The organism is Streptomyces sp. NPDC127098 (assembly GCF_042722465.1).
Lineage (GTDB): Bacteria > Actinomycetota > Actinomycetes > Streptomycetales > Streptomycetaceae > Streptomyces > Streptomyces millisiae.
Window position 1 is genome coordinate 31720 of sequence record NZ_JBHXFJ010000031.1, and the last position, 24780, is coordinate 56499.

A 24780-nucleotide genomic window follows, 5' to 3' on the forward strand; every position below is an offset into this window, starting at 1 on the left:
AGTGGAGTCATTGATCGCACTGCTCATCGCGGCGCCGCTGCTGGGCGCCGCCGTGCTCCTGACGGGAGGGCGGCGGCTCGACCGGTTCGGCCACTGGCTGGGCACGGCCCTCGCCGCGGTGTCGTTCGTCCTCGCCGTCGTGCTCTTCTTCGACCTCCTGGGCCGGGAGGGCGAGCACCGCACCCTGCACCAGCACCTGTTCAGCTGGATCCCGGTGGGCGGGTTCCAGGCCGACGTGGCGTTCCAGCTCGACCAGCTGTCGATGACCTTCGTCCTGCTGATCACGGGCGTCGGCACGCTGATCCACCTCTACTCCGTCGGCTACATGGAGCACGACGAGCGGCGGCGCCGCTTCTTCGGCTACCTCAACCTGTTCCTGGCGGCCATGCTGCTGCTGGTCCTGGCCGACAACTACCTGCTGCTGTACGTCGGCTGGGAGGGCGTGGGTCTCGCGTCCTACCTGCTGATCGGCTTCTGGCAGCACAAGCCGAGCGCGGCCACCGCGGCCAAGAAGGCGTTCGTGGTCAACCGGGTCGGCGACGTCGGCCTCTCGATCGCGATCTTCCTGATGTTCACCACCTTCGGCAGCTTCGCCTTCGACACCGTCCTCCCCAATGCGACGTCCACCAGCGAGGCGACGCTCACCGGCATCGGCCTGATGCTGCTGCTCGCCGCCTGCGGCAAGTCCGCGCAGGTGCCGCTCCAGTCCTGGCTCGGCGACGCGATGGAGGGCCCGACCCCCGTCTCGGCCCTGATCCACGCGGCCACCATGGTGACCGCCGGCGTCTACCTGGTGACCAGGTCCGCCGACGTCTTCAACGCGGCGCCCGACGCGCAGACCGTCGTCATCACCGTCGGCGCGGTCACGCTGCTCTTCGGTGCCGTCGTCGGTTGCGCCAAGGACGACATCAAGAAGGCGCTGGCCGGCTCCACCATGTCGCAGATCGGCTACATGATGCTGGCCGCGGGCCTCGGCCCGCTGGGCTACGCCTTCGCCATCATGCACCTGGTCACCCACGGCTTCTTCAAGGCCGGGCTCTTCCTCGGCGCCGGCTCGGTGATGCACGGCATGAACGACGAGGTCGACATGCGGCGGTACGGCGGGCTGCGGAAGCACATGCCGATCACCTTCGTCACCTTCGGCCTCGCCTACCTGGCGATCATCGGCTTCCCCTACCTCTCCGGCTTCTTCTCCAAGGACGAGATCATCTACGCCGGGTTCTCCAAGGGCGGCGGCCAGGGCTGGCTGCTCGGCGGCGTGATGCTGCTGGGCGCGGCGCTCACCGCGTACTACATGACGCGCATCATGCTGCTGACGTTCTTCGGCGAGAAGCGCTGGCAGCCGGACGCCAACGGTCACGAGCCGCACCCGCACGAGTCCCCGCTGTCCATGACCATCCCGATGATGGTGCTGGCCGTGGGCTCGGTGGCCGCCGGCTTCTTCTTCAACCTGGGCTCCTCGTTCGAGCACTGGCTGGAGCCGGTCACCGGCATCGCGCACGGCGACTCCCCGGTCAGCCACGGCATGGTGTCGATCGCCGCCACCGGCGTGATGGTGCTCGGCGTGGCCGGCGCCTGGTTCCAGTACGGCCGCCAGCCGGTGCCCGTGGTGGCTCCGACCGGCTCCCTGCTGACCCGGGCGGCCAGGCGCGACCTGCTCCAGGACGACTTCAATCACGCGGTGCTCGTCCAGCCGGGCAACTACCTCACCCGCGGCCTGGTCTACGTCGACCACAAGCTGGTGGACGGCGTGGTCAACGGCACGGCCGCCGCGTTCGGCGGTCTCTCCGGGCGGCTGCGGCGGGTGCAGAACGGGTTCGCCCGCTCCTACGCGGTCTCGATGTTCGGCGGCGCGGTCCTGCTGGTCGCCGCGACCCTGCTCATGAGGGCGGTCTGAGTCATGTCATTTCCCCTGCTGACGGCCACGGCCGTGGCACCGGCCATCGGCGCCGTGGCCACCGCCGCCGTGCCGGCCGCGCGGCGGACCGCCGCCAAGTGGCTGGCGCTCGGCTTCTCGCTCGTCACCCTCGGCTTCGCGCTCGCGGTGCTGCTGCGCTTCGACACGAGCCCGGGGGCCGACCGGTTCCAGCTCACCGAGTCCCACTGGTGGGTCAGGGACTTCGGGATGCGGTACGAACTCGGCGTGGACGGCGTCGGCGTGGCGCTGATCGCGCTGACCGCCGTGCTGATCCCGTTCCTGATCGGCGCCGGCTGGAACGACGCGGACCCGGCCGAGAAGGAGGCGCCCGCCACCCGCCGCTGGCGGCCCACCCAGGGCTTCTTCGCGCTGATCCTGCTCGTCGAGGCGATGGTCATCATGTCCTTCGCCGCCACCGACGTCTTCCTCTTCTACGTGTTCTTCGAGGCCATGCTCATCCCGATGTACTTCCTCATCGGCGGCTTCGGGGACCGGGCCGGCAGCGGCGACGAGGCGGGCCAGGCGCGGCAGCGCAGCTACGCGGCGGTCAAGTTCCTGCTCTACAACCTGGTCGGCGGCCTGGTGATGCTGGCCGCGGTGATCGGCCTGTTCGTCGCGACGGCCGACCAGCTGCCGGAGGGCACCTTCTCGCTCCAGGCCATCCTGGAGGCACGCGCCTCGGGTGAGCTCGACTTCGCCACGAACACCGAGCGTTGGCTGTTCCTCGGCTTCTTCCTGGCCTTCGCCATCAAGGCGCCGCTGTGGCCGCTGCACACCTGGCTGCCCAACGCGATGGGCGAGTCGACGGCCCCGGTGGCCGTGCTGATCACCGCGGTGGTCGACAAGGTCGGCACCTTCGCGATGCTCCGCTTCTGCCTGGGCCTCTTCCCCGACGCCAGCCACTGGGCGACCCCGGTGGTGATCACGCTGGCGCTGGTCAGCATCCTCTACGGCGCGCTGCTCGCCATCGGCCAGCGGGACATGAAGCGGCTGATCGCCTACGCCTCGATCAGCCACTTCGGCTTCATCGTGCTGGGCATCTTCGCGATGACGAGCCAGGGCCAGGGCGGCGCCACGCTCTACATGATCAACCACGGGGTGGCCACGGCCGCGCTGATGCTGGTGGCCGGCTTCCTGATCTCGCGGCGCGGCTCGCGGCTCATCGCCGACTACGGCGGGGTGCAGAAGACGGCCCCGGTGCTGGCCGGCACCTTCCTGGTCGGCGGCCTGGCCACGCTCTCGCTGCCCGGCACCGGCCCCTTCGTGAGCGAGTTCCTGGTGCTGGTGGGCACGTTCAGCCGCTACCAGGTGGCCGGCATCGTGGCCAGTACGGGGATAGTGCTGGCGGCGCTGTACGTGCTGATCCTCTACCAGCGCACCATGACGGGCCCGGTGAAGGCGGGGCTCGACAAGCTGCCCGACCTGCGGGTGCGGGAGCTCGCGGTGGTGGCGCCGCTGATCGCGCTGGTGATCTTCCTCGGCGTCTACCCGCGGCCGCTCACCGACATCGTCAACCCGGCCGTCGAGCACACCCTGTCCGACGTCGACCGGCAGGACCCGGCGCCGCAGGTGCCGGCGGAGGCGGAGGCCGCACATGAGTAACTCTCGTAACGCAGGAGGGGTTGCATGAATCCCGGGGATCTGACCGCTCCCGACATCGAGTGGATCGCGCTCTCGCCGAGCCTGATCGTGTACGGGGCGGCCGTCGTCGGCATCCTGATCGAGGCGTTCGCGCCCCGTAAGGCCCGCTACCCGGCCGAGGTGGTGCTGGCAACGCTCGCGCTCGCGGCGTCGTTCGCCGCGGTGGTCGGCCTGGCGGCCGGCGACCGGGGCACGTCGAGGTCGCAGGTGGCCGGCATGGGGTCGCTGGCCGTCGACGGCCCGGCGCTCTTCCTCCAGGGCGTGATCGTGCTGGTCGGCCTCGTCTCGGTGTTCCTGTTCGCCGAACGGCGTCTTGAGCCGGCGGCGCACGGGGCGCGCGTCGACTCGTTCGCGGCGCAGCCGGCGGCCGTGCCGGGCGGCGCGGCCGAGCGGGAGGCGGTGCGGGCCGGGCACACCACCACGGAGATCTTCCCGCTGCTGCTGTTCGCGGTGGGCGGCATGCTGCTCTTCACGGCGGCCAACGACCTGCTGGTGCTGTTCATCGCGCTCGAACTGCTCTCGCTGCCGCTGTACCTGCTGTGCGCGCTGGCCCGCCGCCGGCGGCTGCTGTCGCAGGAGTCAGCCGTCAAGTACTTCCTGTTGGGCGCGTTCGCCTCCGCCTTCCTGCTGTTCGGCATCGCGCTGCTCTACGGCTACGCGGGCACGGTCTCCTACGCGGGCATCAGGGACGTCATCGCGGGCAACCCGGCCGCCATCGACCCGGGGCTCGCCTCCACCATGGGCAACGATGCGCTGCTGCTCATCGGCGGCGCGATGGTGCTGATGGGCCTGCTGTTCAAGGTGGGCGCGGTGCCGTTCCACATGTGGACCCCGGACGTCTACCAGGGCGCCCCGACCCCGGTCACCGGCTTCATGGCGGCGGCCACCAAGGTGGCGGCCTTCGGCGCGATGCTGCGGCTGCTGTACGTGGTGCTGCCCGGCATGCGCTGGGACTGGCAGCCGGTGCTGTGGGGCGTGGCCATCGCCTCGATGGTGGCGGGCGCGGTGATCGCGATCACCCAGACCGACGTGAAGCGGCTGCTGGCGTACTCGTCGATCGCGCACGCCGGGTTCATCCTGGCGGGCGTGGTGGCGGTCTCCGAGGACGGCGTCTCGTCGGTGCTGTTCTACCTGGGCGCCTACTCCTTCGTCACGCTCGGCGCGTTCGCCGTGGTGACGCTGGTGCGGGACGCCGACGGCGAGGCCACCCACCTGTCCAAGTGGGCCGGGCTCGGGCGGCGTTCGCCGCTGCTGGCGGCGGTCTTCGCGCTCTTCCTGCTGGCCTTCGCCGGCATCCCGCTGACCTCCGGCTTCGCGGGCAAGTTCGCGGTCTTCCGGGCGGCGGCCGACGCGGGCGCGATGGGCCTGGTGATCGTCGGTGTGATCGCCTCGGCGATCGCGGCGTTCTTCTACATCCGGGTGATCGTGCTGATGTTCTTCAGCGAGCCGAAGGCCGAGGGCCCCTCGGTGGTGATCCCGAGCCCGCTGACGATGTCGGTGGTGGCGCTGGCCGCCGTGGTGACGCTGGTGCTTGGCGTGGCGCCGCAGTACTTCCTCGACCTGGCGGGACAGGCGGGCACGTTCGTGCGGTGAGCGTGGCATGACACGGCGAGGGCCCGGAGCCCCCCTCGGGGAGGTTCCGGGCCCTCGGCTTGCCGGGCGCCTGAGTGGACTCAGCCGGCGTTGTACTCCTCGATGATGCGGCCGATCTCCGCCTGCTCGTCGGCGCTGAAGCCGCCGGTGGACAGGTTCCGCATGGTGGCGGTCTGCCCGCCGGACCAGGTCACGGTGAGGTTCTCACCGTCGAACTCGGTCACGGTGGCGGACATGTCGCTCCAGGAGCCGCCGTAGGACTGGCAGTCGTTCAGGGTGAACGTGCCGTCGGCGTAGGAGCCGGTGCAGTAGTCGGTGGCGTTGGGGTCGAAGCTGGAGTAGAAGAGGACCTCGCCGGTGGCGGCGTCGATCTCGAAGTTGGTGGTGTCGACGGTGGCGCTCTCGTACCAGTCGCCGTCCAGCTCCTCGATGGTCGGGCCCGTGGTGACCTCGCCGCCGGAGCCGCCGTCGGTGGTGGAGCCGGTGTCCCCGCCGGTGGTGCCGGCGTCGCCGGTCTCCTCGCCGCCGGTGGTGCTGCCCGGGTCCTCCGTGCTGCTCTCCTCCGAACCGCCCGAGCTGCCGCCGACGCTGCCGAAGGCGCCTTCCTCGTCGTCGTTGCAGCCCGTGAGCGCGAGCGCCGTGGCCGCGGCGACGACGGGCAGAGCGAGCCGTATTGCCTTACGCATGGATTCCCCTAGTACGGTTGAACTCGATGCAGGCAGGTTATATGCCCGCAGTGGTGGGTAGGTCGTTGTGTTACACGCCTGAGGCAATCCACGCTGGACTGATACCTGTGTGGCGATTGGCGGGTGAATGTGCCCTCGCACGCCGGTGGCCCGGGTCCCCCCGTGGGACCCGGGCCACCGTTGCCTCCTGCGATGGCTTGCGCCTGGGGTCAGTACCCCATCTCCTCCAGCTCCGCCTCGAGGTCCTCCAGCTCGCTCAGGTCCATGTCACCGAGGTCACCGAGGTCACCGAGGTCGCCCATGTCCGCCAGCATGTTGCTGTAGGTCTCGGTCAGGCCGGACGCCCAGGTGACGGAGATCGTGCCGTCGCCGGGCCACGCGACGGTGGCCGACATGTCGGTCCACTCCTCGGAGCCCAGCACGGTGCAGTCCGTCAGGGTGATGGTGCCGTCGGCGTAGGTGCCGTCGCACATGTCGCCCTCGGCGCCGGCGTCCTCGAAGAAGGTGACGCTGCTGCCGTCGAAGATGTCGAGGTTGTGCGACGTCTCCGTGGCGTTCAGGTCGACGTACCAGCTGCCCATGATCTGCTCGGCCGTCGGCGCCGGACCCTGGCCGTTGCCGTCGTTGTCGCCGGCGGCGTCGTCCGCCGCCTCCTCGCCCTCGCCGCCGCCGGTGGTCTCGGAGGCGCCGTTGTCGCTGCCGCCGTTCGAGTTGGACTCCTCGTCCTCACCACAGGCGGTGAGGGCCAGGGCCAGGGTCGCGGCGACGGCGGGCAGGGCGAGCCGTATTGACTTACGCATGAATTCCCCTCGTGCGTACAAGCGTTGTACTCGGTGCCGGAAGATTATCTGCTCGGCGAGGGGGGTAGATCGCTGTGTTACGCGCTCATGGCAATCGGTGCCGTACTGATACGTATGTGAAAGCAGTGTCGTCCTGGTGCCCATGAGGGGGAGGGGACGGGGCGCCGTGGACGGCGGTACGTCCTGGTGGTGATCCACTTCCGACCGGCTACGCTGCGGGGGGTATCGGACCGGAAGACAGGGGAGTCACTCGTGACCGTCGTGGGACCCTTCGGGGACAGCGTGCGGGACCCGGCCCTGGAAGCCGAACTCCAGGCAGGGTTGACGGCTGTCGAGGCGGGGCTGGTCGAGGCCACCAAGAGCGACGTCCCCTTTATAACGGAGACGGCGCAACACCTGGTGCGGGCGGGCGGGAAGCGGTTCCGTCCGCTGCTGCTGCTGTTGGCGGCCCGGTTCGGTGATCCGGAGGCGCCGGGCGTGGTGCCGGCGGCCGTGGTGGTCGAGCTGACCCACCTGGCCACCCTCTACCACGACGACATCATGGACGAGGCCGAGGTGCGGCGCGGGGTGCCGAGCGCCAACGCCCGCTGGAGCAACTCGGTGGCGGTGCTCACCGGCGACTTCCTCTTCTCCCGGGCCTCGTCGATAGTGGCCGACCTGGGCCCCGAGGCCGTGCGCATCCAGGCCGAGGCGTTCGAGCGCCTGGTGACGGGACAGATCCAGGAGACCGCGGGGCCGCTGCCCGGCGAGGACCCGGTCGCCCACCACCTGGAGGTGATCGCGGGCAAGACAGGATCGCTGATCGCCGTCGCGGGTCGGATGGGCGCGATGATGTCGGGCGCCCCCGATTCGGTGGTCGACACCCTGGCCCTGTACGGCGAGCGGATCGGCGTGGCCTTCCAACTCGCCGACGACGTGCTGGACATCGCCAGCGACGGGCGCGAGTCGGGGAAGACGCCAGGCACCGACCTGCGGGAGGGCGTCCCCACGCTGCCGGTGCTGCGGCTCCGGGAGATGGCCAGGGAGGGCGGCTCGCCGGCCGACAAGGAGCTGTGCGAGCTCCTGGACGGCGATCTGACGGACGACGCCAGGCACGCCGAGGCCCTGGAGCGGCTGCGGGCCCATCCGGCGCTCGAACGGGCCAGGCGCGACGCGCTGTCCTTCGCCGAGCAGGCCCGCAGGACGCTCGACCCGCTGCCCGACATACCGGCCAGGCGGGCGCTCGCCGACCTCTGCGACATGGTCGCCGACCGCACGGCGTAGCCGCCCACCGCTCCGTCGTTCCCCTCGGCCCGACCCCGGGTAGAACCCCTACGGGACGGGCCGTGTTCCTCCCCCTCCGGTCATCCTCTGGTAGTACCGGGATTGACTCCCGACGGTGGATGCCGGAAAGGCCCCAGCCTGTTGCAATTGGTGGTGCCGGGCGCGAAGCGTCGTGAGTGGAGGGGCAACTGATGGCAGTGCACAGGAATGTTCGCCGGGCCGCCGTGCCGGTCGCGGTGGTGGCCGGGGTGGCCGCGGTGGGTGCGGGGGTCTGGCCCGCGATCGCGAGCGACGGCGGCCCGGACCTGCCGGACGTGACGGCCGAGGAACTGGTCGTCAGGGTCGTGCAGTCGGAGACGGAGCAGCTGTCCGGCACGGTGCGGGTCGAGGCCGACCTCGGGCTGCCGGACCTCGGGCCCATGCTGGACGGCGTGTTGGACGGGGCGGGGCCCGCCGGCCGGCTGGCCGGGCTCGCCACCGGGGACAGCACGCTGCGGGTCGCCATGGACGGCCCCGAGCGGCAGCGGGTGGCGCTGGCGGACGGCTCGGACGAGTTCGCCGTGATCCGCAACGGGGACGACCTGTGGGCCTACGACAGCGCCGGCGACACCGTGCTGCACGCGACGGCCCCGGCCGAGGCCCGCGAGGCGGAGCCCGAGGCGGCGCCGTTCGCCGGCCTCACACCGCAGGAGGCGGCCGAGCGGCTGCTGGCGGCCGCCGGTGAGCACGCGGACATCTCGGTGGACGGCACCTCCCGGGTGGCGGGACGCACCGCCTACCAGCTGACGGTCGAGCCGACCGACCCATCGAGCGGCGTCTCCCTGGCCCGGCTCGCGGTCGACAGCGAGACGGGCGTGCCGCTCGCCGTGTCGGTCCAGGGGGAGCGCGGCTCGCTCGACATCGCCTTCTCGCGGATCGACTACGCCCAGCCGGCCGGCTCCGTCTTCGACTTCACCCCGCCCAGCGGCGCCGAGGTCGTCGAGATCGACCCCGAGACCGGCCTCGAAGGACTGCTGACGGGCCTCGGCCCGGACGTCACCGGCGAGCTGCCGTTCCACGACGGCCAGTTCGAGGGCGGGTTCGACCCCGAGGAACTCGACCTCTCGGAGCTCCTCGGCGGATAGCGCGCCCGTCCCCTGGCCGGGGCCTATGCTGAGCACGTCGCTCGGGAAGGACTGCATCATGGCGCTGCCGGTTGCCGAGGCACAGGACATCGAGGAGGCGGTCCTGGAGGTTGCCGTGGAGCTTGACGTGCCCGAGGGCTACCGGGTCCAGGTTCTTGACGGCAGGATCATCGTGACCCCGCCGCCCGACGGCGGCCATGCCGTGGCTCTGTCCGAGTTGATGCTGGCCCTTCTCACCGCTGGGGCAGAGGAGAACGGTCAGCATGTCGTCCAAGGACTGGGGATGCACCTACGGCCAGGGCAGAAGGGCCTCGTCATCCCTGACCTGGCCGTGCTGGACGGAGACTTCCGGGACCACCAGCTTTCGTACAACTGCTACCCGCCCACCGTCTTCCGTCTGGTCGCCGAGGTCACCTCGTCCAACTGGCGGGACGACACGGGCAGCAAGGTCACCGCGTACGCCACGGTCGGCGTGCCCGTGTACCTGATCGCGGACCGGGAGCACGGCAAGGTCCTGGTGCTCACTCGTCCGCACGAGGGCGCGTACCAGAGCACGGCGGAGTACCTTCCGGGCGACAAGGTGGAGATCCCGGGCGACCTTCCCTGCCAGGTCGCCGTGGAGAAGCTGCTCCAGATCCGCTGATCAGCTCGCGCGGAACTCGTCGCCGGAACGGGGCCGGGCGGTCAGGAGTAGCGCTCGACGAGCGCGGCCAGGTAGTCCTCAAGACGGGTCCGCAGCAGGGCCGGCGTGAGGTCGGTGCGGCCGAGGTCCCGCCACGGCCCGGCGACCTTCTCGGCGTCCGGGGCGAAGGCGAGGGTGTCGAGCAGCCGCCAGTAGAGGTGGTCGCGCGGATCGGCGGACAGCTCGCCGCCGGCGGCCGTGTAGTGGTCGGCGAGGCGGAGGCCGGCGTCCGGGCCGTGCAGCAGGGCGAGGGCGGTCGCGCAGTGGGCCACGTCGAGGTCGGCCGGGCCCCAGGACGTCTCGACCCAGTCGACGACGCCGGTGATGTCGCCCCCGGCGAAGAGGACGTTGCCGGGGTGGAAGTCGCGGTGCAGGAAGCGGCCGGTGAAGGGCGGGGGTTCGCGGCGGATGGCGTCCACGGCGTTCACCCAGAGGGTCGGCCGGTCCGTGTCGGACGGTACCGCGACGCGGTCCGGGGCCGTCCAGGGCTGGTAGCGGCGGGGGCGGTCGGCCGGCGCGATGGTGTGGACGCGGACCAGCAGCGTGGCCAGGGCCGCCCCGGTGTCCTCGGTCAGCCGGACGGCGCCGGGGAGCCGGGTCATCAACAGGGACGGCACGGCGCAGTGCTCGCCCGTCGGGTCGACCGCGAGCGGCTCGGCCGCCGGGACGTCGGTGTCGCGCAGCAGGGCCAGGACCTCGGCCTCCCTGGTGAGCAGTCCTGGCGCGTGGCGGCGGAAGAACGGGGTCAGGAAGGAGCGGAGCACCAGATCCCGGTCGTCCGTGGTCCGCACCGCGCAGATCCTGGAGGTCCAGCCGCCGCGCAGCGGGCGGGCGTCGGCGACGGCCTCGCCCGGCGCGAGGTGGCGTTCGAGCCAGGCCAGCGTGGCCGGCTCAAGCATCACGCGCGGCGGCCGGCTCGGTGGCGGCGGTGTCGGGGAGGTGGCGGGCGACGGTGCGGCGGGTCCTGCGGACGTTCCGCAGGGCGTCCCAGGTGAGGATCGACAGCGCGGTCCAGACGAGCAGGAAGCCGGCCCAGCGCTCCGGTGGCATCTCCTCGTGGAAGACGAGCACCCCGAGCAGGAACATCGAGGTGGGGGCGAGGTACTGCATCAGGCCGAGCGTGGAGAGCGGGAGGCGCACGGCGGCCGCGCCGAAGAAGATCAACGGCAGCGCGGTGGCCAGGCCGCTGCCGACCAGCAGCGCCGTGTGCGCGGTGCCGTCCGTGGTGAACGTCGACTCGCCGCGCCCGGCCAGCACCAGCACGAAGCCGAGCGCCGGCAGGAACTGGAGCGCCGAGTCGGCCGTGAAGCCCTCCAGGCCGTCGAGCCCGGTCTTCTTCTTGACCAGGCCGTAGGCCGCGAAGCTGACGCTCAGGGCGAGGGAGATCCACGGGACCTGGCCGTAGGCGACGCTCATCACCACCACCGCCGTCGCGCCGACCCCGACCGCCGCCCACTGGGCCGGCCGCATCCGCTCGCGAAGCACCAGCACGCCGATGGCGATGGTCAGCAGCGGGTTGATGAAGTACCCGAGGGACGCCTCGAGCACCCGGCCCTCGCCCACCGCCCAGATGAAGATGTACCAGTTGACGGAGATCAGCGTGGCCGAGACCAGCAGCAGCCCGAGCCGGCGCGGATCACGCAGCAGCGGCCGGATCCACCTCCAGTTGCGGACGGCGGCCAGCAGCGCCAGGGCGGTCGGCAGCGACCACAGCATCCGGTGGGCCAGCACCTCGGAGGCGCCGGCGGACTCCAACTCCCGCCAGTAGATCGGCAGCAGGCCCCAGAGCCCGAAGGCGCCGAGGCCGAAGACCAATCCGGACCTGCTTCCCGCACTGCCCGCTGCCACCCTTGCCTCCCACGACCACGGCCCGACGCCTCCTCGAAGGTAGCGCCGGGCCGGGCGACTGTCATTCCCGTATTCGCGTGACGGTCCTGACAGGGAAGAGCTCTCGGGGTCAGCCGGCGACCGTCCAGGTGTCGTTGCCCGCGAGCAGCGCCGCCAGGTCGCCCTTGCCGCGCGACTCGACGGCCCGCTCCAGCTGCTCGGCCATCAGGTCCTCGTAGGCCGGCCGCTCGACGCTGCGGAACACGCCGATCGGGGTGCGGTGCAGGGTGTGCGGGTCGGCGAGCCGGGAGAGCGCGAAGGCGGTGACCGGGGTCGCCGCGTGCGCGTCGTGCACGACCAGCGCGTCGGTGCCGGCCTCGGCCACGGGCACCACACGGAGCTCGCCGGTGGCCGGGTCGCGGACCACGCCCTGCTCGCCGAGACCGTCCCCTCCGTCCTCTTCGCGGAATGGCAGGCCGAAGCGGATCGGCTGGCCGTGCTCCAGGCGGATCACGGCCTCCTGGGCGCGCTGCTTGTCCTTGAGGGCTTCGAAGGCGCCGTCGTTGAAGATGTTGCAGTTCTGGTAGATCTCGACCAGCGCCGAGCCGTGGTGCTCGGCGGCGGCCCGCAGCACGCCCGTGAGGTGCTTGCGGTCCGAGTCGATGGTCCTGGCGACGAAGGACGCCTCGGCGCCGAGCGCCAGCGACACCGGGTTGAACGGGGTGTCGAGGGAGCCCATCGGCGTGGACTTGGTGATCTTGCCGGGCTCGGAGGTCGGCGAGTACTGGCCCTTGGTGAGCCCGTAGATCCGGTTGTTGAACAGCAGGATCTTCAGGTTCACGTTGCGGCGCAGCGCGTGGATCAGGTGGTTGCCGCCGATGGACAGCGCGTCGCCGTCGCCGGTGACCACCCAGACCGACAGGTCACGGCGGGCGGCCGCCAGGCCGGTGGCGATCGCCGGGGCGCGGCCGTGGATGGAGTGCATCCCGTAGGTGTTCATGTAGTACGGGAAGCGGGAGGAGCAGCCGATGCCGGAGACGAAGACGATGTTCTCCCTGGCCAGGCCGAGCTCCGGGAGGAAGCCCTGCACGGCGGCCAGCACCGCGTAGTCGCCGCAGCCGGGGCACCAGCGGACCTCCTGGTCCGACTTGAAGTCCTTGGCGCTCTGCCGCGACTCGGTGCGCGGCACGAGCGACAGGGCGGTGCGGGCCCCGGCCGAGGTGGTGGGAGCGTCAGCGGGCATCGTCGGCGGCCTCCTTGAAAGCGGATGCGAGCTGCTCGGCCTTGAACGGGAGGCCGGTGACCTGCGTGATGGACCGGACGTCCACCAGATACCTGGCGCGCAGCAGGGTGGCGAGCTGGCCGAGGTTCATCTCCGGGCACAGCACCCGGTCGTAGGAGCGCAGCACGTCCCCGAGGTTGGCGGGGAGCGGGTTGAGGTGGCGCAGGTGTGTCTGGGCGATCCGGCCGCCGGCGCGGCGGATCCGCCGGACGGCGGCGGTGATCGGGCCGTAGGTGGAGCCCCAGCCGAGCACCAGCGTGGTCGCCTCCCCGCTCGGGTCGTCGACCACGAGGTCCGGCACGTCGATGCCGTCGATCTTGGCCTGCCGGGTCCGCACCATGTGCTCGTGGTTGGCCGGGTCGTAGGAGATGTTGCCCGTGCCGTCCTGCTTCTCGATGCCGCCGATGCGGTGTTCGAGACCGGGGGTGCCGGGCACGGCCCATGGCCTGGCCAGGGTCCCCGGGTCCCGCTTGTAGGGCCAGAAGACCTCGGTGCCGTCGGCCAGCGTGTGGTTGGGCGCGGTGGTGAACTGGACGCGCAGGTCCGGCAGTTCGTCGACCTCCGGGACCCGCCAGGGCTCGGAGCCGTTGGCCAGGTAGCCGTCGGAGAGCAGGAAGACGGGGGTGCGGTAGGTCAGCGCGATCCGCGCCGCCTCCAGCGCGGCGGTGAAGCAGTCGGCGGGAGTGGCCGGCGCGACGATCGGCACCGGGGCCTCGCCGTTGCGCCCGTACATCGCCTGGAGCAGGTCGGCCTGCTCGGTCTTGGTCGGCAGCCCGGTGGAGGGGCCGCCGCGCTGGATGTCGACGATCAGCAGCGGCAGTTCGAGCGAGACGGCGAGCCCGATGGTCTCCGACTTCAGCGCCACGCCGGGGCCCGAGGTGGTGGTCACGCCGAGCGCGCCGCCGAAGGCCGCGCCGAGCGCCGCGCCGATGCCGGCGATCTCGTCCTCGGCCTGGAAGGTGCGCACGTCGAAGTTCTTGTGCCTGGACAGCTCGTGCAGCACGTCCGAGGCCGGGGTGATCGGGTAGGAGCCGAGGAACAGCGGCAGGTCGGCGCGCTGGCCGGCGGCGATCAGGCCGTACGCCAGGGCCAGGTTGCCGGAGATGTTCCGGTAGACGCCGGCGGGGAAGGCACTGGCGGCCGGGGCGACCTCGTAGGAGACGGCGAAGTCCTCGGTGGTCTCGCCGAAGTTCCACCCGGCGCGGAAGGCCGTCAGGTTGGCCTCGGCGATCTCCGGGCGCTTGGCGAACTTGGCGCGCAGGAAGGCCTCGGTGCCCTCGGTCGGCCGGTGGTACATCCAGGAGAGCAGGCCGAGCGCGAACATGTTCTTCGAGCGGCCGGCCTCCTTGCGGGTGAGGTCGAAGCCCTTCAGCGCCTCGACGGTCAGCGCGGTCAGCGGCACCGGGTGGACGCTGTACCCGTCGAGCGAGCCGTCCTCCAGCGGGTTGCTGTCGTAACCCACCTTGGCCAGGGCGCGCGAGGTGAACTCGTCGGTGTTGACGATGATCTCGCCGCCGCGCGGCACGTCGGGCAGGTTCGCCTTGAGGGCCGCCGGATTCATCGCCACCAGCACGTTGGGGGCGTCGCCCGGCGTGAGGATGTCGTGGTCGGCGAAGTGCACCTGGAAGGAGGAGACGCCGGGGAGCGTGCCGGCGGGGGCCCGGATTTCGGCGGGAAAGTTCGGCAGGGTGGACAGGTCGTTGCCCAGTGACGCGGTCTCCGAGGTGAATCGGTCACCCGTGAGTTGCATTCCGTCGCCGGAATCCCCCGCGAAGCGGATGATTACCCGGTCAACACGCCTGACGTCCTTCGTGTCCCGGCTCGCCTGGTCGACCTCAGTGGTCACTGCTGTAGCCCTCCTTCGAGGCGACTCTTGTCCGCCATGGTACGCGGGTGAGGGTTACCTTACTGATGAAGATCGGATCAAAGGGCAGGTGACGAGGTTCGAAACCGCCTGCCGTCATGACGACCCGCCCCCTGCGAGACATGGCGGTGCGCACCGCTGACGCACCACTGGAACCCTGGTTCCAGCGTCGCAGGCGCGCTAGGAATTCAGATAGGTCAGAACCGCCAGAACCCGCCGGTGATCTGTGTCACTCTGTGCCAAGCCGAGCTTCATAAAGATGTTGCTCACGTGCTTTTCGACCGCGCCGTGACTCACCACGAGCTGCGCCGCGATCGCCGAGTTGGTGCGACCCTCGGCCATTAGTCCTAGGACTTCCCTTTCCCTGGGCGTGAGCCCACCGAGAACATCCTGTTTGCGGCTGCGGCCGAGCAACTGCGCCACCACCTCGGGGTCGAGCGCCGTGCCGCCCGAGGCCACCCGCGTCACCGCCTCCACGAACTCGCTGACGTCCGCCACCCGGTCCTTCAACAGGTAGCCCACGCCCCGGCTCGAACCGGCGATCAGCTCCGTCGCGTACTGCTCCTCCACGTACTGCGACAGCACCAGGACCCCCAGCTCCGGGAAGCTCCCGCGAAGCCGCACGGCCGCCCGCACGCCCTCGTCGGTGTGGGTCGGCGGCATCCGCACGTCCGCCACCACCACGTCGGGCAGCGACCCGGCCGCCGCCAGCTCCCGCACCGCCTCGACCAGCGCCTCGCCGTCCCCGACCCCGGCGACGACCTCGTGGCCCCGGTCGACGAGCAGCCGCGTCAGGCCCTCCCGCAGCAGCACCGAATCCTCGGCGATCACCACGCGCACGTTCTGTTCTCCCCCGATCTCACCGTTCTCGCCGTTCTCGTCGTTCTCACCGGTCCTGCCGTACTCGGCGCCGTCCGCCGGCGGTCAGCATCTCACCCCGGCCCACGACGTCCCACCCGGTCTCAGCGGGCGGGCACGCCGGCCGCCGCCCGGTCCCGCCACGGCAGCTCCGCGGTGACGGTGGTGGGGCCGCCGGCGGGGGAGTGGACGGCGAGCAGGCCGTCGACGGCGGCGAGCCGGTCGGCGAGGCCGGCCAGTCCCGATCCGGCGGTGGGGTCGGCGCCGCCTCGGCCGTCGTCGGTGACCTGGAGCATCAGCCGGTCGCCGGCCCGCCACACGTCCACCGTGGCCTGGTGGGCGCCGCTGTGCTTGCTGACGTTCTGCAGCAGCTCGGATGCGGTGAAGTAGGCGATGCCCTCGATCGCCTCGGCCGGCCGCAGCGGCAGCTCCACGTCCACCGTCACGGGGACCGTGCAGCGGGAGGCGACGGCGGAGAGTGCCGGGCCGAGGCCGCGGTCGGTGAGGATGGCCGGGTGGATGCCGCGGGCCAGGTCGCGTAGCTCGCGCAGGGCCTGCTTGACCTCGCCGTGCGCCTCGTCGACGAGCCTGGCCGCCGCCTCCGGGTCCCGCGTGATGGTCTCCTTCGCCATGCCGAGCTCCATCGCCAGCGCCACCAGACGGGCCTGCGCGCCGTCGTGCAGATCACGCTCGATCCGCCGCAGGTCGGCGGCCGAGGCGTCCACCACCACCGAGCGGTCCTCCTCCAGCTGGAGCACCCGGTCGGCCGCCGCCGAGCGACCAAGGAGCGTGCCGACCAGCAGCCGGTCCACCATCGCCATCCCCCTGATCAGCGGCGCGGCGGCCACCATGACCAGCGCGCCCACCAGGGCCACCAGCGCGTACTCCCAGGGGCTGTCCCAGATCCAGCCGTTGCCCTCGCCGTCCACGTTGACGCCGATGCCCGGCTCGTCGCTGTACCGGGGGATCGTCCAGCCCCACGCCGGGAACGTCAGCGCGAACAGGCCGAGACCCCAGAGCACCGTCACCGTCGTGAACGTGAACAGCGCCCACCACGGGTGCAGCAGCGCGTACGCCGTGCTCCGCCACGACACGTTGCTGCGCAGCACCGCGCCCATCCACGCGACCGGACCGCGCTGACCGCGCCGCAGCCGCAGCGGCTCAGGATCGGCCACCTCGACCCTCAGGAAGTACCTGGCCCTGGCCCGCTCCAGGCGCGCGTAGAGGCGGATCAGCAGCAGCACCAGCGTCAGCAGCGGCAGCCCGACCACCAGGAAGAGCAGGGCGCCGCTGACCGCGAGGCCGACCACCGCGACCAGGAAGCCGGCCAACGCCACCGGGAAGTTCAACAGGGCGTGCAGCCCCTCCCGCCAGGTGCGGAGTGTCAGCGGCATGCGCAACACGGTGGTCATGACGTGGTCCCTCGGTTCTTCTCTGCGAGCGTGTCTGCGAGCCTGGTCGGCGGCGCCGTGCGGGCGCGCCAGGGGAGTTCCGCGGTGACGGTGGTGGGGCCGCCGGCGGGGGAGTGGACGGCGAGCAGGCCGTCGACGGCGGCGAGCCGGTCGGCGAGGCCGGCCAGTCCCGATCCGGCGGTGGGGTCGGCGCCGCCTCGGCCGTCGTCGGTGACCTGCATCATCAGCCGGTCGCCGGCCCGCCACACCTCGACCGTGGCCTGGTGGGCGCCGCTGTGCTTGCTGACGTTCTGCAGCAGCTCGGAGGCGGTGAAGTAGGCGATGCCCTCGATGGCGTCCGCCGGCCGCTCGTCCAGCTCGACGCTCACCGTCACGGGGACCGTGCAGCGGGAGGCGACGGCGGAGAGTGCCGGGCCGAGGCCGCGGTCGGTGAGGATGGCCGGGTGGATGCCGCGGGCCAGGTCGCGTAGCTCGCGCAGGGCCTGCTTGACCTCGCCGTGCGCCTCGTCGACGAGCCTGGCCGCCGCCTCCGGGTCCCGCAGGACCGTCTCCTTCGCCATGCCGAGCCCCATCGCCAGCGCCACCAGACGGGCCTGCGCGCCGTCGTGCAGATCACGCTCGATCCGCCGCAGGTCGGCGTTGGCCGTGTCGGTGACCGCCGCCCGGCCCGACTCCAGCTCCGCGATCCGCCGCTCCAGGCTGTCCGACGGCGACAGCAGCCCGCGCACCAGCGCCCGGTCCACGTTGGTGAACCAGCGCACGATCCACGGCAGCGCCGGCCAGGCCACGACGCCCGCGATCACCGTCAGCCAGCACGTCAGGGTGGCCACCGGCAGCCGCACCACGAAGTACAGCGCGGTCCGCCAGCCCACCGGATCCCGCAGCCCGGACCACAGCCGGGTCAGCAGCCCGCCCTCGCGGGCCCTGGGCAGCGCGCTCGGCTCGTCCACGGAAAGACCGAGCAGCGCCCTGGCGCGCGCCCGTTCCCACGCCCCGACGCGCCGGCAGCCGGCGAGCCCCGCGGCCAGCACCGGCAGGCCGACGACCGTCACGGACAGCAGCGCACCGGCGTAGATCCAGACCACGACGCACACGAACGTGACCACGGCCAGCGGGAAACTCAGCAGCAGATAGGCGCACTCGCGCCAGGCGCGTGCATCGAGCGCCGGGCGCGGTGGCGGCGGCTTCTCCCACCCTTCCGGGGCGCCGCCACCGGCCGGCGTGGTGCTGGTCGAGCTGGTCATGCCCCCAAGCCTGCCGGGCCCTCCCGGCGGTCGCCATGGGGTGGGTCGGTCAACGACGGTGGGGCTACCCCCACCACGGCCCACCCCCGCGCTCGCGAGAGCGGTGGTCACAAGCGGCCCGGCAACCCCTAGACTCACCGGCAGTCCCCATCCCGTCCCCGGTCTGGTCGTCGGAGGCCTGAACGTGCCCGACTCACTCTCCGGCTCGCTCCCCGGCTACTTCCAGGGGTACACGGTCGTCGGTCTGGTCGCGGTGGCCGGCGTGCTGTTCGTCACCGTGGCCTTCGGCGCCGGCCGGCTGCTGCGGCCCACGGTGCCGACCCCCGAGAAGCTGCTGCCGTACGAGTGCGGCGTGGACCCGGTCGGCGAGGGCTGGGCGCACACGCAGATCCGCTACTACGTCTACGCCTTCCTCTACGTGATCTTCGCCGTCGACTCGGTCTTCCTCTTCCCGTGGGCGACGGTCTTCGCGGCGGACGGCTACGGCGGGGTCACGCTGGTCGAGATGTTCGTCTTCCTCGGCTTCCTCTCCGTGGGCCTGCTCTACGCCTGGAAGAAGGGCGTCCTGACGTGGACGTGACTCCCCGCTCCCTGGGCCCGCTGTCGCGGCTCGCCCCCCGGCCCATGAAGGTGATCCTCAACTGGGGGCGCCGCTACAGCCTGTGGGTGTTCAACTTCGGGCTCGCCTGCTGCGCGATCGAGTTCATCGCGGCGTCGATGTCCCGGCACGACTTCATCAGGCTCGGCGTGATCCCCTTCGCGCCAGGGCCGCGGCAGGCCGACCTGATGGTCGTCTCGGGCACCGTGACCGACAAGATGGCGCCGGCGGTCAAGCGGCTCTACGAGCAGATGCCGGAGCCGAAGTACGTGATCTCCTTCGGCGCCTGCTCCAACTGCGGCGGCCCCTACTGGGACTCCTACTCGGTCACCAAGGGCGTCGACCAGCTGATCCCGGTCGACGTCTACGTGCCGGGCTGCCCGCCGCGGCCCGAGGCGCTGCTGCACGGCATCCTCAAGCTCCAGGAGAGGATCGCCGCCGAGTCGCTGCCGAACCGCTACGCGCCACGGCCGTCCGCGGCCGCCCTCACCAGCGGCCTGGTGGCCCCGCCGCCGGCCCCCGAGGAGGAGCGCCGGTGACCGCTGCCTGGCTGCCGGCGGAGCCGGCCGCGCTCTTCGGCGCCGACGCCACGGCCTCCTTCGCCTATGAGGTGCTGACCGTCGACGTGCCGGCCGCCGCCTGGGCCGACGCCCTCACCGTGGCCCGCGACGAGCTCGGCTGCACCTTCTTCGACTGGCTCAGCGCCGTCGACGAACCCGGCACCGGCTTCCTCGTCTGCGCCCACGTGGTGGCACTCGGCACCCCGCCCCGCCGCCTCCTGCTGCGGACCACGGTGCCGCACGAGAACGCGGCGCTGGCCACCGCCACCGGCGTCTACCCGGGCGCGGCCTGGCACGAGCGCGAGACCCACGAGATGTTCGGCGTCGACTTCCCCGGCCACCCGGGTCTCGCGCCGCTGCTGCTGCCGGAGAGCTTCGAGGGCTACCCGCTGCGGAAGGACTTCGTCCTGGCCGCGCGGGTCGCCAAGGCGTGGCCCGGCGCGAAGGAGCCGGGCGAGTCGGACCACGGCGGCCCCCGCCGCCGCCAGATGCTGCCGCCGGGCGTCCCCGACCCCAACGAATGGGGCCCCCTGGCCGGCACACTCCCCCCGGCGCCGCGCCGCGAGGGGGCGCGCAGCGCCCCGAGCGACCGTCCGCGGCGTAGCCGCGAGGGGGCGCCGGGCGCCCCGACCGACCGACCACGCCGTAGCCGCTCCGCGGCGGACGGCTCGGCCAGTCAGCGCCCTGCCTCGCCGGCGGAGCCGGGCGAGGCCGGGCCGGCCCGTCGCGGCCGGTCGGCGGCCGATGGTTCGGCGAGCCAGCGCCGTGCCGGCGAGGCCGCGCCGCCGACGGAGGCCGGCGAAGCCGGGCCGCCCCGGCGTAGCCGGTCGGTTGCGGATGGCTCTGCGAGCCAGCGCGCCGCCTCCCCGGCGGAGCCGGGGCAGTCCGAGCCGCCGGAGGCGACCCGTTCCGCGAGGCAACGTGCCGCCCGCGAGGTCGAGGCCGCCGCGCCGGACGCCGATGGCGCGGAGCCGCCGGAGGCGACTCGCTCCGCGAGCCAGGACGCCCCCGGCGAGGGTGAGGCCGCCGCCCCAGGCACCGATGGTCCGGGTTCGGAGTCGGCCGAGCCGCCGGACGCTGCGTCGCTGCCGGACGGCGATCCGTCGGCGCGGCGCCGTCAAACCTCGGCCGAGCCGCCGGAGGCTGCCTCGGGGGAGGGTGCGTAGTGGACGTGTTGGACGTGGCCGTGCGGGTCGCCGCGGTGCTGGTCGCGTTTCTCGTGTTGCCGCTGCTCGTCGGGCAGACCGAGCACAAGGTGATGGCGCACATGCAGGGCCGGCTCGGCCCCATGCACGCCGGTGGGTTCCACGGGTGGGCGCAACTCATCGCCGACGGCGTCAAGTTCGCGCAGAAGGAGGACACCGTGCCGGCCGGCGCCGACCGTCGGGTGTTCCAACTCGCGCCGGCCGTCGCGCTGATCCCGTACCTGATCGTGCTCGTCGCCATCCCGCTCGGACCCGACGGCATGGTCGGGCAGGTCGTCGACGCCGGCATCTTCTTCGTGCTCGCCGTCCTCGGCGTCGGCGTGCTCGGCTCGTTGATGGCCGGCTGGGCGTCGGCCAACAAGTACTCGCTGCTCGGCGCGCTCCGCACCGCCGCCCAACTCATGGCGTACGAGCTGCCGTTGCTGCTGTCCGCCGCCTCCGTCGCGATGGCCGCCGGGACCCTCTCGCTCACCGGGATCCTCGGCGAGTTCGAGTGGTGGTGGGTGCCGTGGCAACTCGTCGGCGGCCTCGTGTTCTTCACCGCCGGGCTCGCCGAGCTGCAACGCCCGCCGTTCGACGCGCCCATCGCCCCGGAGGAGATCATCTTCGGCGCGTACACCGAGTACTCGGGGCTCCGCTTCGCGCTCTTCCTGCTCGCCGAGTACGCCGGCATCGTCGTCGTCTCCGCGCTCACCGCCGTGCTGTTCCTCGGTGGTTGGCACGGGCCGTGGGCCGACCAGCTCGGCTGGCTGTGGATGCTGCTGAAGACCGGTGCGCTCAGCTTCCTCGTCATCTGGGCCCGTGTCGCCTGGCCCAGGCTCCGCGTCGACCAGATCCAGAAGTTCGCCTGGACCGCGCTGGTGCCGCTCGCCCTGGCCCAGATCGCGTTGACGGGCGTGATCAAGGTGGTGGTGTCGGGATGAGCCTCGGGTCAGGACTCGCCCGCGGGTTGGCGATCACGCTGCGCGCCATGACGCGCCGCGCGGTCACCCAGCAGTACCCGGAGCGGAGCCCCGAACTGCCGCCCCGCAGCCGGGGCGTCATCGCGCTCTTCGAGGAGAACTGCACCGTCTGCATGCTCTGCGCCCGCGAGTGCCCGGACTGGTGCATCTACATCGACTCGCACAAGGAGACCCTGCCGCCCGCCGCCCCCGGCGGCCGCGAACGCAGCCGCAACGTGCTCGACCGGTTCGCCATCGACTTCTCGCTCTGCATGTACTGCGGGATCTGCGTCGAGGTCTGCCCGTTCGACGCCCTCTTCTGGTCGCCCGAGTTCGAGTACGCCAGCACCGACATCCGCGAACTCACGCACGAGCGTGAGGCGTTGCGCGACTGGATGTGGACCGTGCCCGAGCCGCCAACGCTCGACGCGGCGGGCGAGGAGCCCAAGGAGATAGCCGCCGCCCGCAAGGCCGTCGAACGGGGGGGCACGTGACCGGGCAGGAGGTCGTCTTCCTCGTCGTCGGGGTCGTCGTCCTCGGCGCCGCCGTCCGCTGCGTCACCACCAGGGAGCTGGTGCACGCCGCGCTCTGGCTGGTGGTCGCGCTCGGCGGTCTTGCCGTCCAGTACCTGCTGCTCACCGCCGAGTTCGTGGCCTGGGTGCAGGTGTTGATCTATCTCGGCTCGGTCGTGGTGCTGCTGCTCTTCGGCCTGATGCTCACCCGGGCGCCCATCGGCCCGTCGCCCGACGCGGACTCGGGCAACCGGCCGGTGGCGCTCGCCGTGTCGCTCGGCTCGGCCGCCGCCCTGGTGGTCCTCGTCGTCGACGCCTTCCGCGGCGCGTGGATCGAACTCGACCGGCCGCACGGCGAGTCGGGACAGATCGGCGAGAGCCTGTTCCGTGACTGGGTGCTGCCGTTCGAGGCGCTGTCCGTGTTGCTGCTCGCCGCCCTCGTCGGGGCCATCGTCGTCTCCCGCACCCGGGCCGCCGGGCGGAACGGCGGTGAGGGCTGATGCACCTGCTCTACCCGGCCGTGCTGGCCGTGCTGCTCTTCTGCACAGGGCTGTACGGCGTGTTGGCCAGACGGAACGCCATCCTGGTGCTGATGTCGGTGGAGTTGATGCTCGCCGCCGTCAGCCTCAACCTGGTGGCGTTCGACGTGTGGCTGCGCGACGCCATGCACTCGGGCCAGGTCCTCACACTCTTCCTCATCGCCCTCGCCGCGGCCGAGATCGGCATCGGCCTCGCCATCGTGCTGCTCGTGTACCGCGCCCGCGGCACCTCCGCCATCGACCAACTCCGCGAGCTCGGCGAGCCACGAGGGCTCGGGGAGCCCGAGGAGCGGACCTCGGAGACCCGTCACTCGTGAACACCACGACCGCCGCCGTCCTCGTGCCGCTGCTGCCGTTCGTCGCCGCCGCGGTGATCCTGTTGAGCGGCCGGCGCGCGCCAGGATTCGTCCGCCCGCTCGCCGTGCTGCCGACGCTCACCTCCGCCGGCCTCGCGATCTACGTCGCCGTGCGGCAGGGCGGCGACGAGCCGGTCACCGCCGCTACCCGCCTCACGGTCACCGGCAACGACGCCCTCGACGTCCAACTCGCGCTGAACCTCGACGGGTTCGCCGTGCTGGTGGCCGTTCTGGTGGCGGTCGTCGCCGGCTGCGTGCAGCTGTACTCGACCGGCTACCTGGGCGGCGACCCGCGCTACCCCTCCTACGCCGCGCTGGTCTCACTGTTCACCGCCGCGATGCTGCTCGTCGTCTACGCCGACGACCTGATCGTGCTGCTCGTCGGCTGGGAGGTGATGGGCGTCTGCTCGTACTTCCTGGTCGGCCACTACTGGGAGACCTCGGCCGCCCGCGCCGCCTCGCTCAAGGCGTTCCTGGTCACCAAGCTCGGCGACGTGCCGTTCCTGATCGGCATCCTGGCCCTGGCCGACGCGGCCGGCACCTTCCGCATCAGCGAGATCGCCGGCGGGCTCGTCGACGGCCGGCTCGAACTCGCCCACCCCACCCTGATCGCCCTGCTGCTGCTCGCCGGCGTGGCCGGCAAGTCGGGACAGGTGCCGCTGCACGCCTGGCTGCCGGACGCGATGGCCGGCCCCACGCCGGTGTCCGCGCTGATCCACGCCGCGACCATGGTGGCCGCCGGCGTCTACTTCGTGGCCCGGCTGCTGCCCGTCTTCGCCGCCTCCACGGCCGCCCTGCTGACGCTCGCGCTCGTCGCGGCCGCCACCATGATCGGCTCGGCGCTCGCCGCCCTCGCCCAGGACGACGTCAAGCGGGTGCTGGCCTACTCCACCATCGGCCAACTCGCCTACATGACGGGCGCGCTGGCCGTCGCCGACCGGGAGGCCGCGGTCTTCCACCTGCTGACGCACGGCGCGTTCAAGGCCCTGCTCTTCCTCTCCGCCGGCGTCCTCATCCACACCGCCGGCACCGGCTCGCTGACCGCCCTGTCCCGGATGCTCGGCCTCAAGCGCCGCGCCCCCGACGCCTACTGGACGATGACCATCGGGCTGCTCGCGCTCGCCGCCATCCCGCCGTTCTCCGGCTTCTTCTCCAAGGAGGCGGTGATAGCGGCCGCCGAGCACGCGGCGCTCGACCCCGAGCACGGCGTGCCGGCCGCCGCCGGCTGGATCGTGCTGGTCGCCGGGCTGCTCACCGCGCTGCTCACCGCCGGCTACGCCGCCCGCCTCTGGCTGGTCGTCTTCCACGACCCGGTCGACGCGCGCACCGAACCGGTGCCCGTCTCCGAAGGCGCGAGCCCCGTGATGGCCGCCGTGCTGTGGCTGCTCACGCTCCCCACCCTGCTGCTCGGCCTGGCCTACCCGGTCCTGCCCGACTGGTTCGACGGCGGCGACCTGGCGCCCACCCTCACCACCGCCCTGGTCGCCACCGGCGCCGCGCTGCTCGGCGGCCTCGCCGCCTACGCCGCCTGGCGCCGCGCCTACGAGGGGGCCGCCGAGGACGGATCCGTCGACCCGGCCCCCGCGCTGTTGCGTGGCCTCCACCCGCACGCCGCCGCCGGCTTCCACGCCGACGCCGCCTACGCGGCCGCCGTCGTCCGCCCCACCGAGGCCGCCGCCCGCCTGGTCCGCTTCCTCGACCGGACCGTCGTCGACACCTATGTGCGCGCCGCCGGCGCGGCCCCCGGGCTGCTCGGCACCGCCGCCCGCCGCGCCCAGACCGGCAACGTGCAGACCTACCTCAGCGCGATCGTCGCCGGCACCCTCGTCCTGGCCGTCGCCGCCGTCCTCGTCGTCGCGGGGGAGTGAGCCGTGA

The 24780-nt window shown here is 72.1% G+C and carries 23 protein-coding genes; 14 read left to right on the top strand and 9 right to left on the bottom strand.

Annotated features, from left to right (window positions below; all coding sequences use genetic code 11):
- Position 1 precedes the first annotated feature (1 nt).
- The 3 genes from nuoL to nuoN are packed head-to-tail and all read left to right on the top strand — an operon-like array spanning position 2 to position 5152.
- Positions 2–1897, top strand: coding sequence for an NADH-quinone oxidoreductase subunit L (gene nuoL / locus ACFWI8_RS20325; protein ID WP_387093313.1), 1896 nt, complete (start codon positions 2–4; stop codon positions 1895–1897).
- A 3-nt stretch (positions 1898–1900) separates the two neighbouring features.
- Entirely contained in the window at positions 1901–3520 is a 1620-nt protein-coding gene (locus tag ACFWI8_RS20330; protein WP_387093316.1) for an NADH-quinone oxidoreductase subunit M, read from the top strand.
- Between the two features lie 24 nt (positions 3521–3544).
- Positions 3545–5152, top strand: a complete 1608-nt coding sequence (nuoN, locus tag ACFWI8_RS20335; RefSeq protein ID WP_387093318.1) for an NADH-quinone oxidoreductase subunit NuoN — start codon at positions 3545–3547, stop codon at positions 5150–5152.
- Between the two features lie 80 nt (positions 5153–5232).
- On the opposite strand, the gene ACFWI8_RS20340 is transcribed toward nuoN, so the two are convergent.
- Positions 5233–5838 carry a hypothetical protein gene (locus ACFWI8_RS20340; protein ID WP_387093320.1) on the bottom strand — a complete coding sequence of 202 codons (606 nt, stop codon included), beginning with the start codon at positions 5836–5838 and terminating at the stop codon, positions 5233–5235.
- 209 nt (positions 5839–6047) lie between these two features.
- Positions 6048–6638, bottom strand: coding sequence for a hypothetical protein (locus ACFWI8_RS20345; protein WP_387093322.1), 591 nt, complete (start codon positions 6636–6638; stop codon positions 6048–6050).
- Positions 6639–6890: 252 nt separating this feature from the next.
- On the opposite strand from ACFWI8_RS20345, the gene ACFWI8_RS20350 reads away from it, so the two are divergent.
- From ACFWI8_RS20350 to ACFWI8_RS20360, 3 genes are all read left to right on the top strand, one after another.
- Positions 6891–7901 carry a polyprenyl synthetase family protein gene (locus tag ACFWI8_RS20350; protein ID WP_387093325.1) on the top strand — a complete coding sequence of 337 codons (1011 nt, stop codon included), beginning with the start codon at positions 6891–6893 and terminating at the stop codon, positions 7899–7901.
- Between the two features lie 191 nt (positions 7902–8092).
- Positions 8093–9025, top strand: coding sequence for an outer membrane lipoprotein carrier protein LolA (locus ACFWI8_RS20355; protein WP_387093328.1), 933 nt, complete (start codon positions 8093–8095; stop codon positions 9023–9025).
- A gap of 58 nt (positions 9026–9083) precedes the next feature.
- Complete coding sequence (locus ACFWI8_RS20360) at positions 9084–9668, top strand: Uma2 family endonuclease (RefSeq protein ID WP_387093331.1); 585 nt, start codon at positions 9084–9086, stop codon at positions 9666–9668.
- 41 nt (positions 9669–9709) lie between these two features.
- Here the strand turns inward: ACFWI8_RS20360 and ACFWI8_RS20365 are convergent, their stop codons facing one another.
- The 7 genes from ACFWI8_RS20365 to ACFWI8_RS20395 form a co-directional block, all read right to left on the bottom strand.
- Entirely contained in the window at positions 9710–10606 is an 897-nt protein-coding gene (locus ACFWI8_RS20365) for a phosphotransferase family protein (RefSeq protein ID WP_387093333.1), read from the bottom strand.
- The gene (gene rarD / locus ACFWI8_RS20370) at positions 10599–11555 is read right to left on the bottom strand and encodes an EamA family transporter RarD (protein WP_387093336.1); all 957 of its coding nucleotides are present in this window, start codon (positions 11553–11555) and stop codon (positions 10599–10601) included. The genes ACFWI8_RS20365 and rarD overlap by 8 nt, the downstream gene beginning before the upstream one ends.
- Positions 11556–11664: 109 nt before the next feature.
- Complete coding sequence (locus ACFWI8_RS20375; protein WP_387093339.1) at positions 11665–12777, bottom strand: 2-oxoacid:ferredoxin oxidoreductase subunit beta; 1113 nt, start codon at positions 12775–12777, stop codon at positions 11665–11667.
- A complete protein-coding gene (locus ACFWI8_RS20380) occupies positions 12767–14662 on the bottom strand; it encodes a 2-oxoacid:acceptor oxidoreductase subunit alpha (protein ID WP_387093341.1) in 1896 nt (631 codons plus the stop codon). The genes ACFWI8_RS20375 and ACFWI8_RS20380 overlap by 11 nt, the downstream gene beginning before the upstream one ends.
- Before the next feature lie 198 nt (positions 14663–14860).
- Positions 14861–15520 carry a LuxR C-terminal-related transcriptional regulator gene (locus ACFWI8_RS20385; protein WP_387093344.1) on the bottom strand — a complete coding sequence of 220 codons (660 nt, stop codon included), beginning with the start codon at positions 15518–15520 and terminating at the stop codon, positions 14861–14863.
- 122 nt (positions 15521–15642) lie between these two features.
- Entirely contained in the window at positions 15643–17022 is a 1380-nt protein-coding gene (locus tag ACFWI8_RS20390; RefSeq protein WP_387093423.1) for a sensor histidine kinase, read from the bottom strand.
- Positions 16947–18194 carry a sensor histidine kinase gene (locus ACFWI8_RS20395; RefSeq protein ID WP_387093347.1) on the bottom strand — a complete coding sequence of 416 codons (1248 nt, stop codon included), beginning with the start codon at positions 18192–18194 and terminating at the stop codon, positions 16947–16949. The genes ACFWI8_RS20390 and ACFWI8_RS20395 overlap by 76 nt, the downstream gene beginning before the upstream one ends.
- Before the next feature lie 184 nt (positions 18195–18378).
- Here ACFWI8_RS20395 and ACFWI8_RS20400 point away from each other — a divergent pair, with 184 nt between their 5' ends.
- From ACFWI8_RS20400 to ACFWI8_RS20435, 8 genes are read left to right on the top strand one after another with little or no spacing between them, the layout of a single operon-like run.
- Positions 18379–18774 carry an NADH-quinone oxidoreductase subunit A gene (locus tag ACFWI8_RS20400; protein ID WP_387093350.1) on the top strand — a complete coding sequence of 132 codons (396 nt, stop codon included), beginning with the start codon at positions 18379–18381 and terminating at the stop codon, positions 18772–18774.
- 44 nt (positions 18775–18818) lie between these two features.
- Positions 18819–19331: an NADH-quinone oxidoreductase subunit B gene (locus ACFWI8_RS20405; protein ID WP_387093426.1), complete on the top strand. Its 513-nt coding sequence runs from the start codon at positions 18819–18821 to the stop codon at positions 19329–19331.
- Positions 19328–20518: an NADH-quinone oxidoreductase subunit C gene (locus ACFWI8_RS20410; protein ID WP_387093353.1), complete on the top strand. Its 1191-nt coding sequence runs from the start codon at positions 19328–19330 to the stop codon at positions 20516–20518. Before ACFWI8_RS20405 ends, ACFWI8_RS20410 begins: the two co-directional genes overlap by 4 nt.
- Positions 20518–21480: an NADH-quinone oxidoreductase subunit H gene (locus tag ACFWI8_RS20415; protein WP_387093355.1), complete on the top strand. Its 963-nt coding sequence runs from the start codon at positions 20518–20520 to the stop codon at positions 21478–21480. The genes ACFWI8_RS20410 and ACFWI8_RS20415 overlap by 1 nt, the downstream gene beginning before the upstream one ends.
- Positions 21477–21992, top strand: coding sequence for a NuoI/complex I 23 kDa subunit family protein (locus ACFWI8_RS20420; protein WP_387093357.1), 516 nt, complete (start codon positions 21477–21479; stop codon positions 21990–21992). Before ACFWI8_RS20415 ends, ACFWI8_RS20420 begins: the two co-directional genes overlap by 4 nt.
- Positions 21989–22510 (top strand): NADH-quinone oxidoreductase subunit J, encoded by a 522-nt coding sequence (locus ACFWI8_RS20425; protein ID WP_387093360.1) that lies wholly within the window; start codon positions 21989–21991, stop codon positions 22508–22510. The genes ACFWI8_RS20420 and ACFWI8_RS20425 overlap by 4 nt, the downstream gene beginning before the upstream one ends.
- Positions 22510–22866, top strand: coding sequence for an NADH-quinone oxidoreductase subunit NuoK (gene nuoK, locus ACFWI8_RS20430; RefSeq protein ID WP_311601082.1), 357 nt, complete (start codon positions 22510–22512; stop codon positions 22864–22866). The genes ACFWI8_RS20425 and nuoK overlap by 1 nt, the downstream gene beginning before the upstream one ends.
- The gene (locus ACFWI8_RS20435; RefSeq protein WP_387093363.1) at positions 22863–24773 is read left to right on the top strand and encodes an NADH-quinone oxidoreductase subunit L; all 1911 of its coding nucleotides are present in this window, start codon (positions 22863–22865) and stop codon (positions 24771–24773) included. Before nuoK ends, ACFWI8_RS20435 begins: the two co-directional genes overlap by 4 nt.
- The last annotated feature ends 7 nt before the right edge of the window (positions 24774–24780 follow it).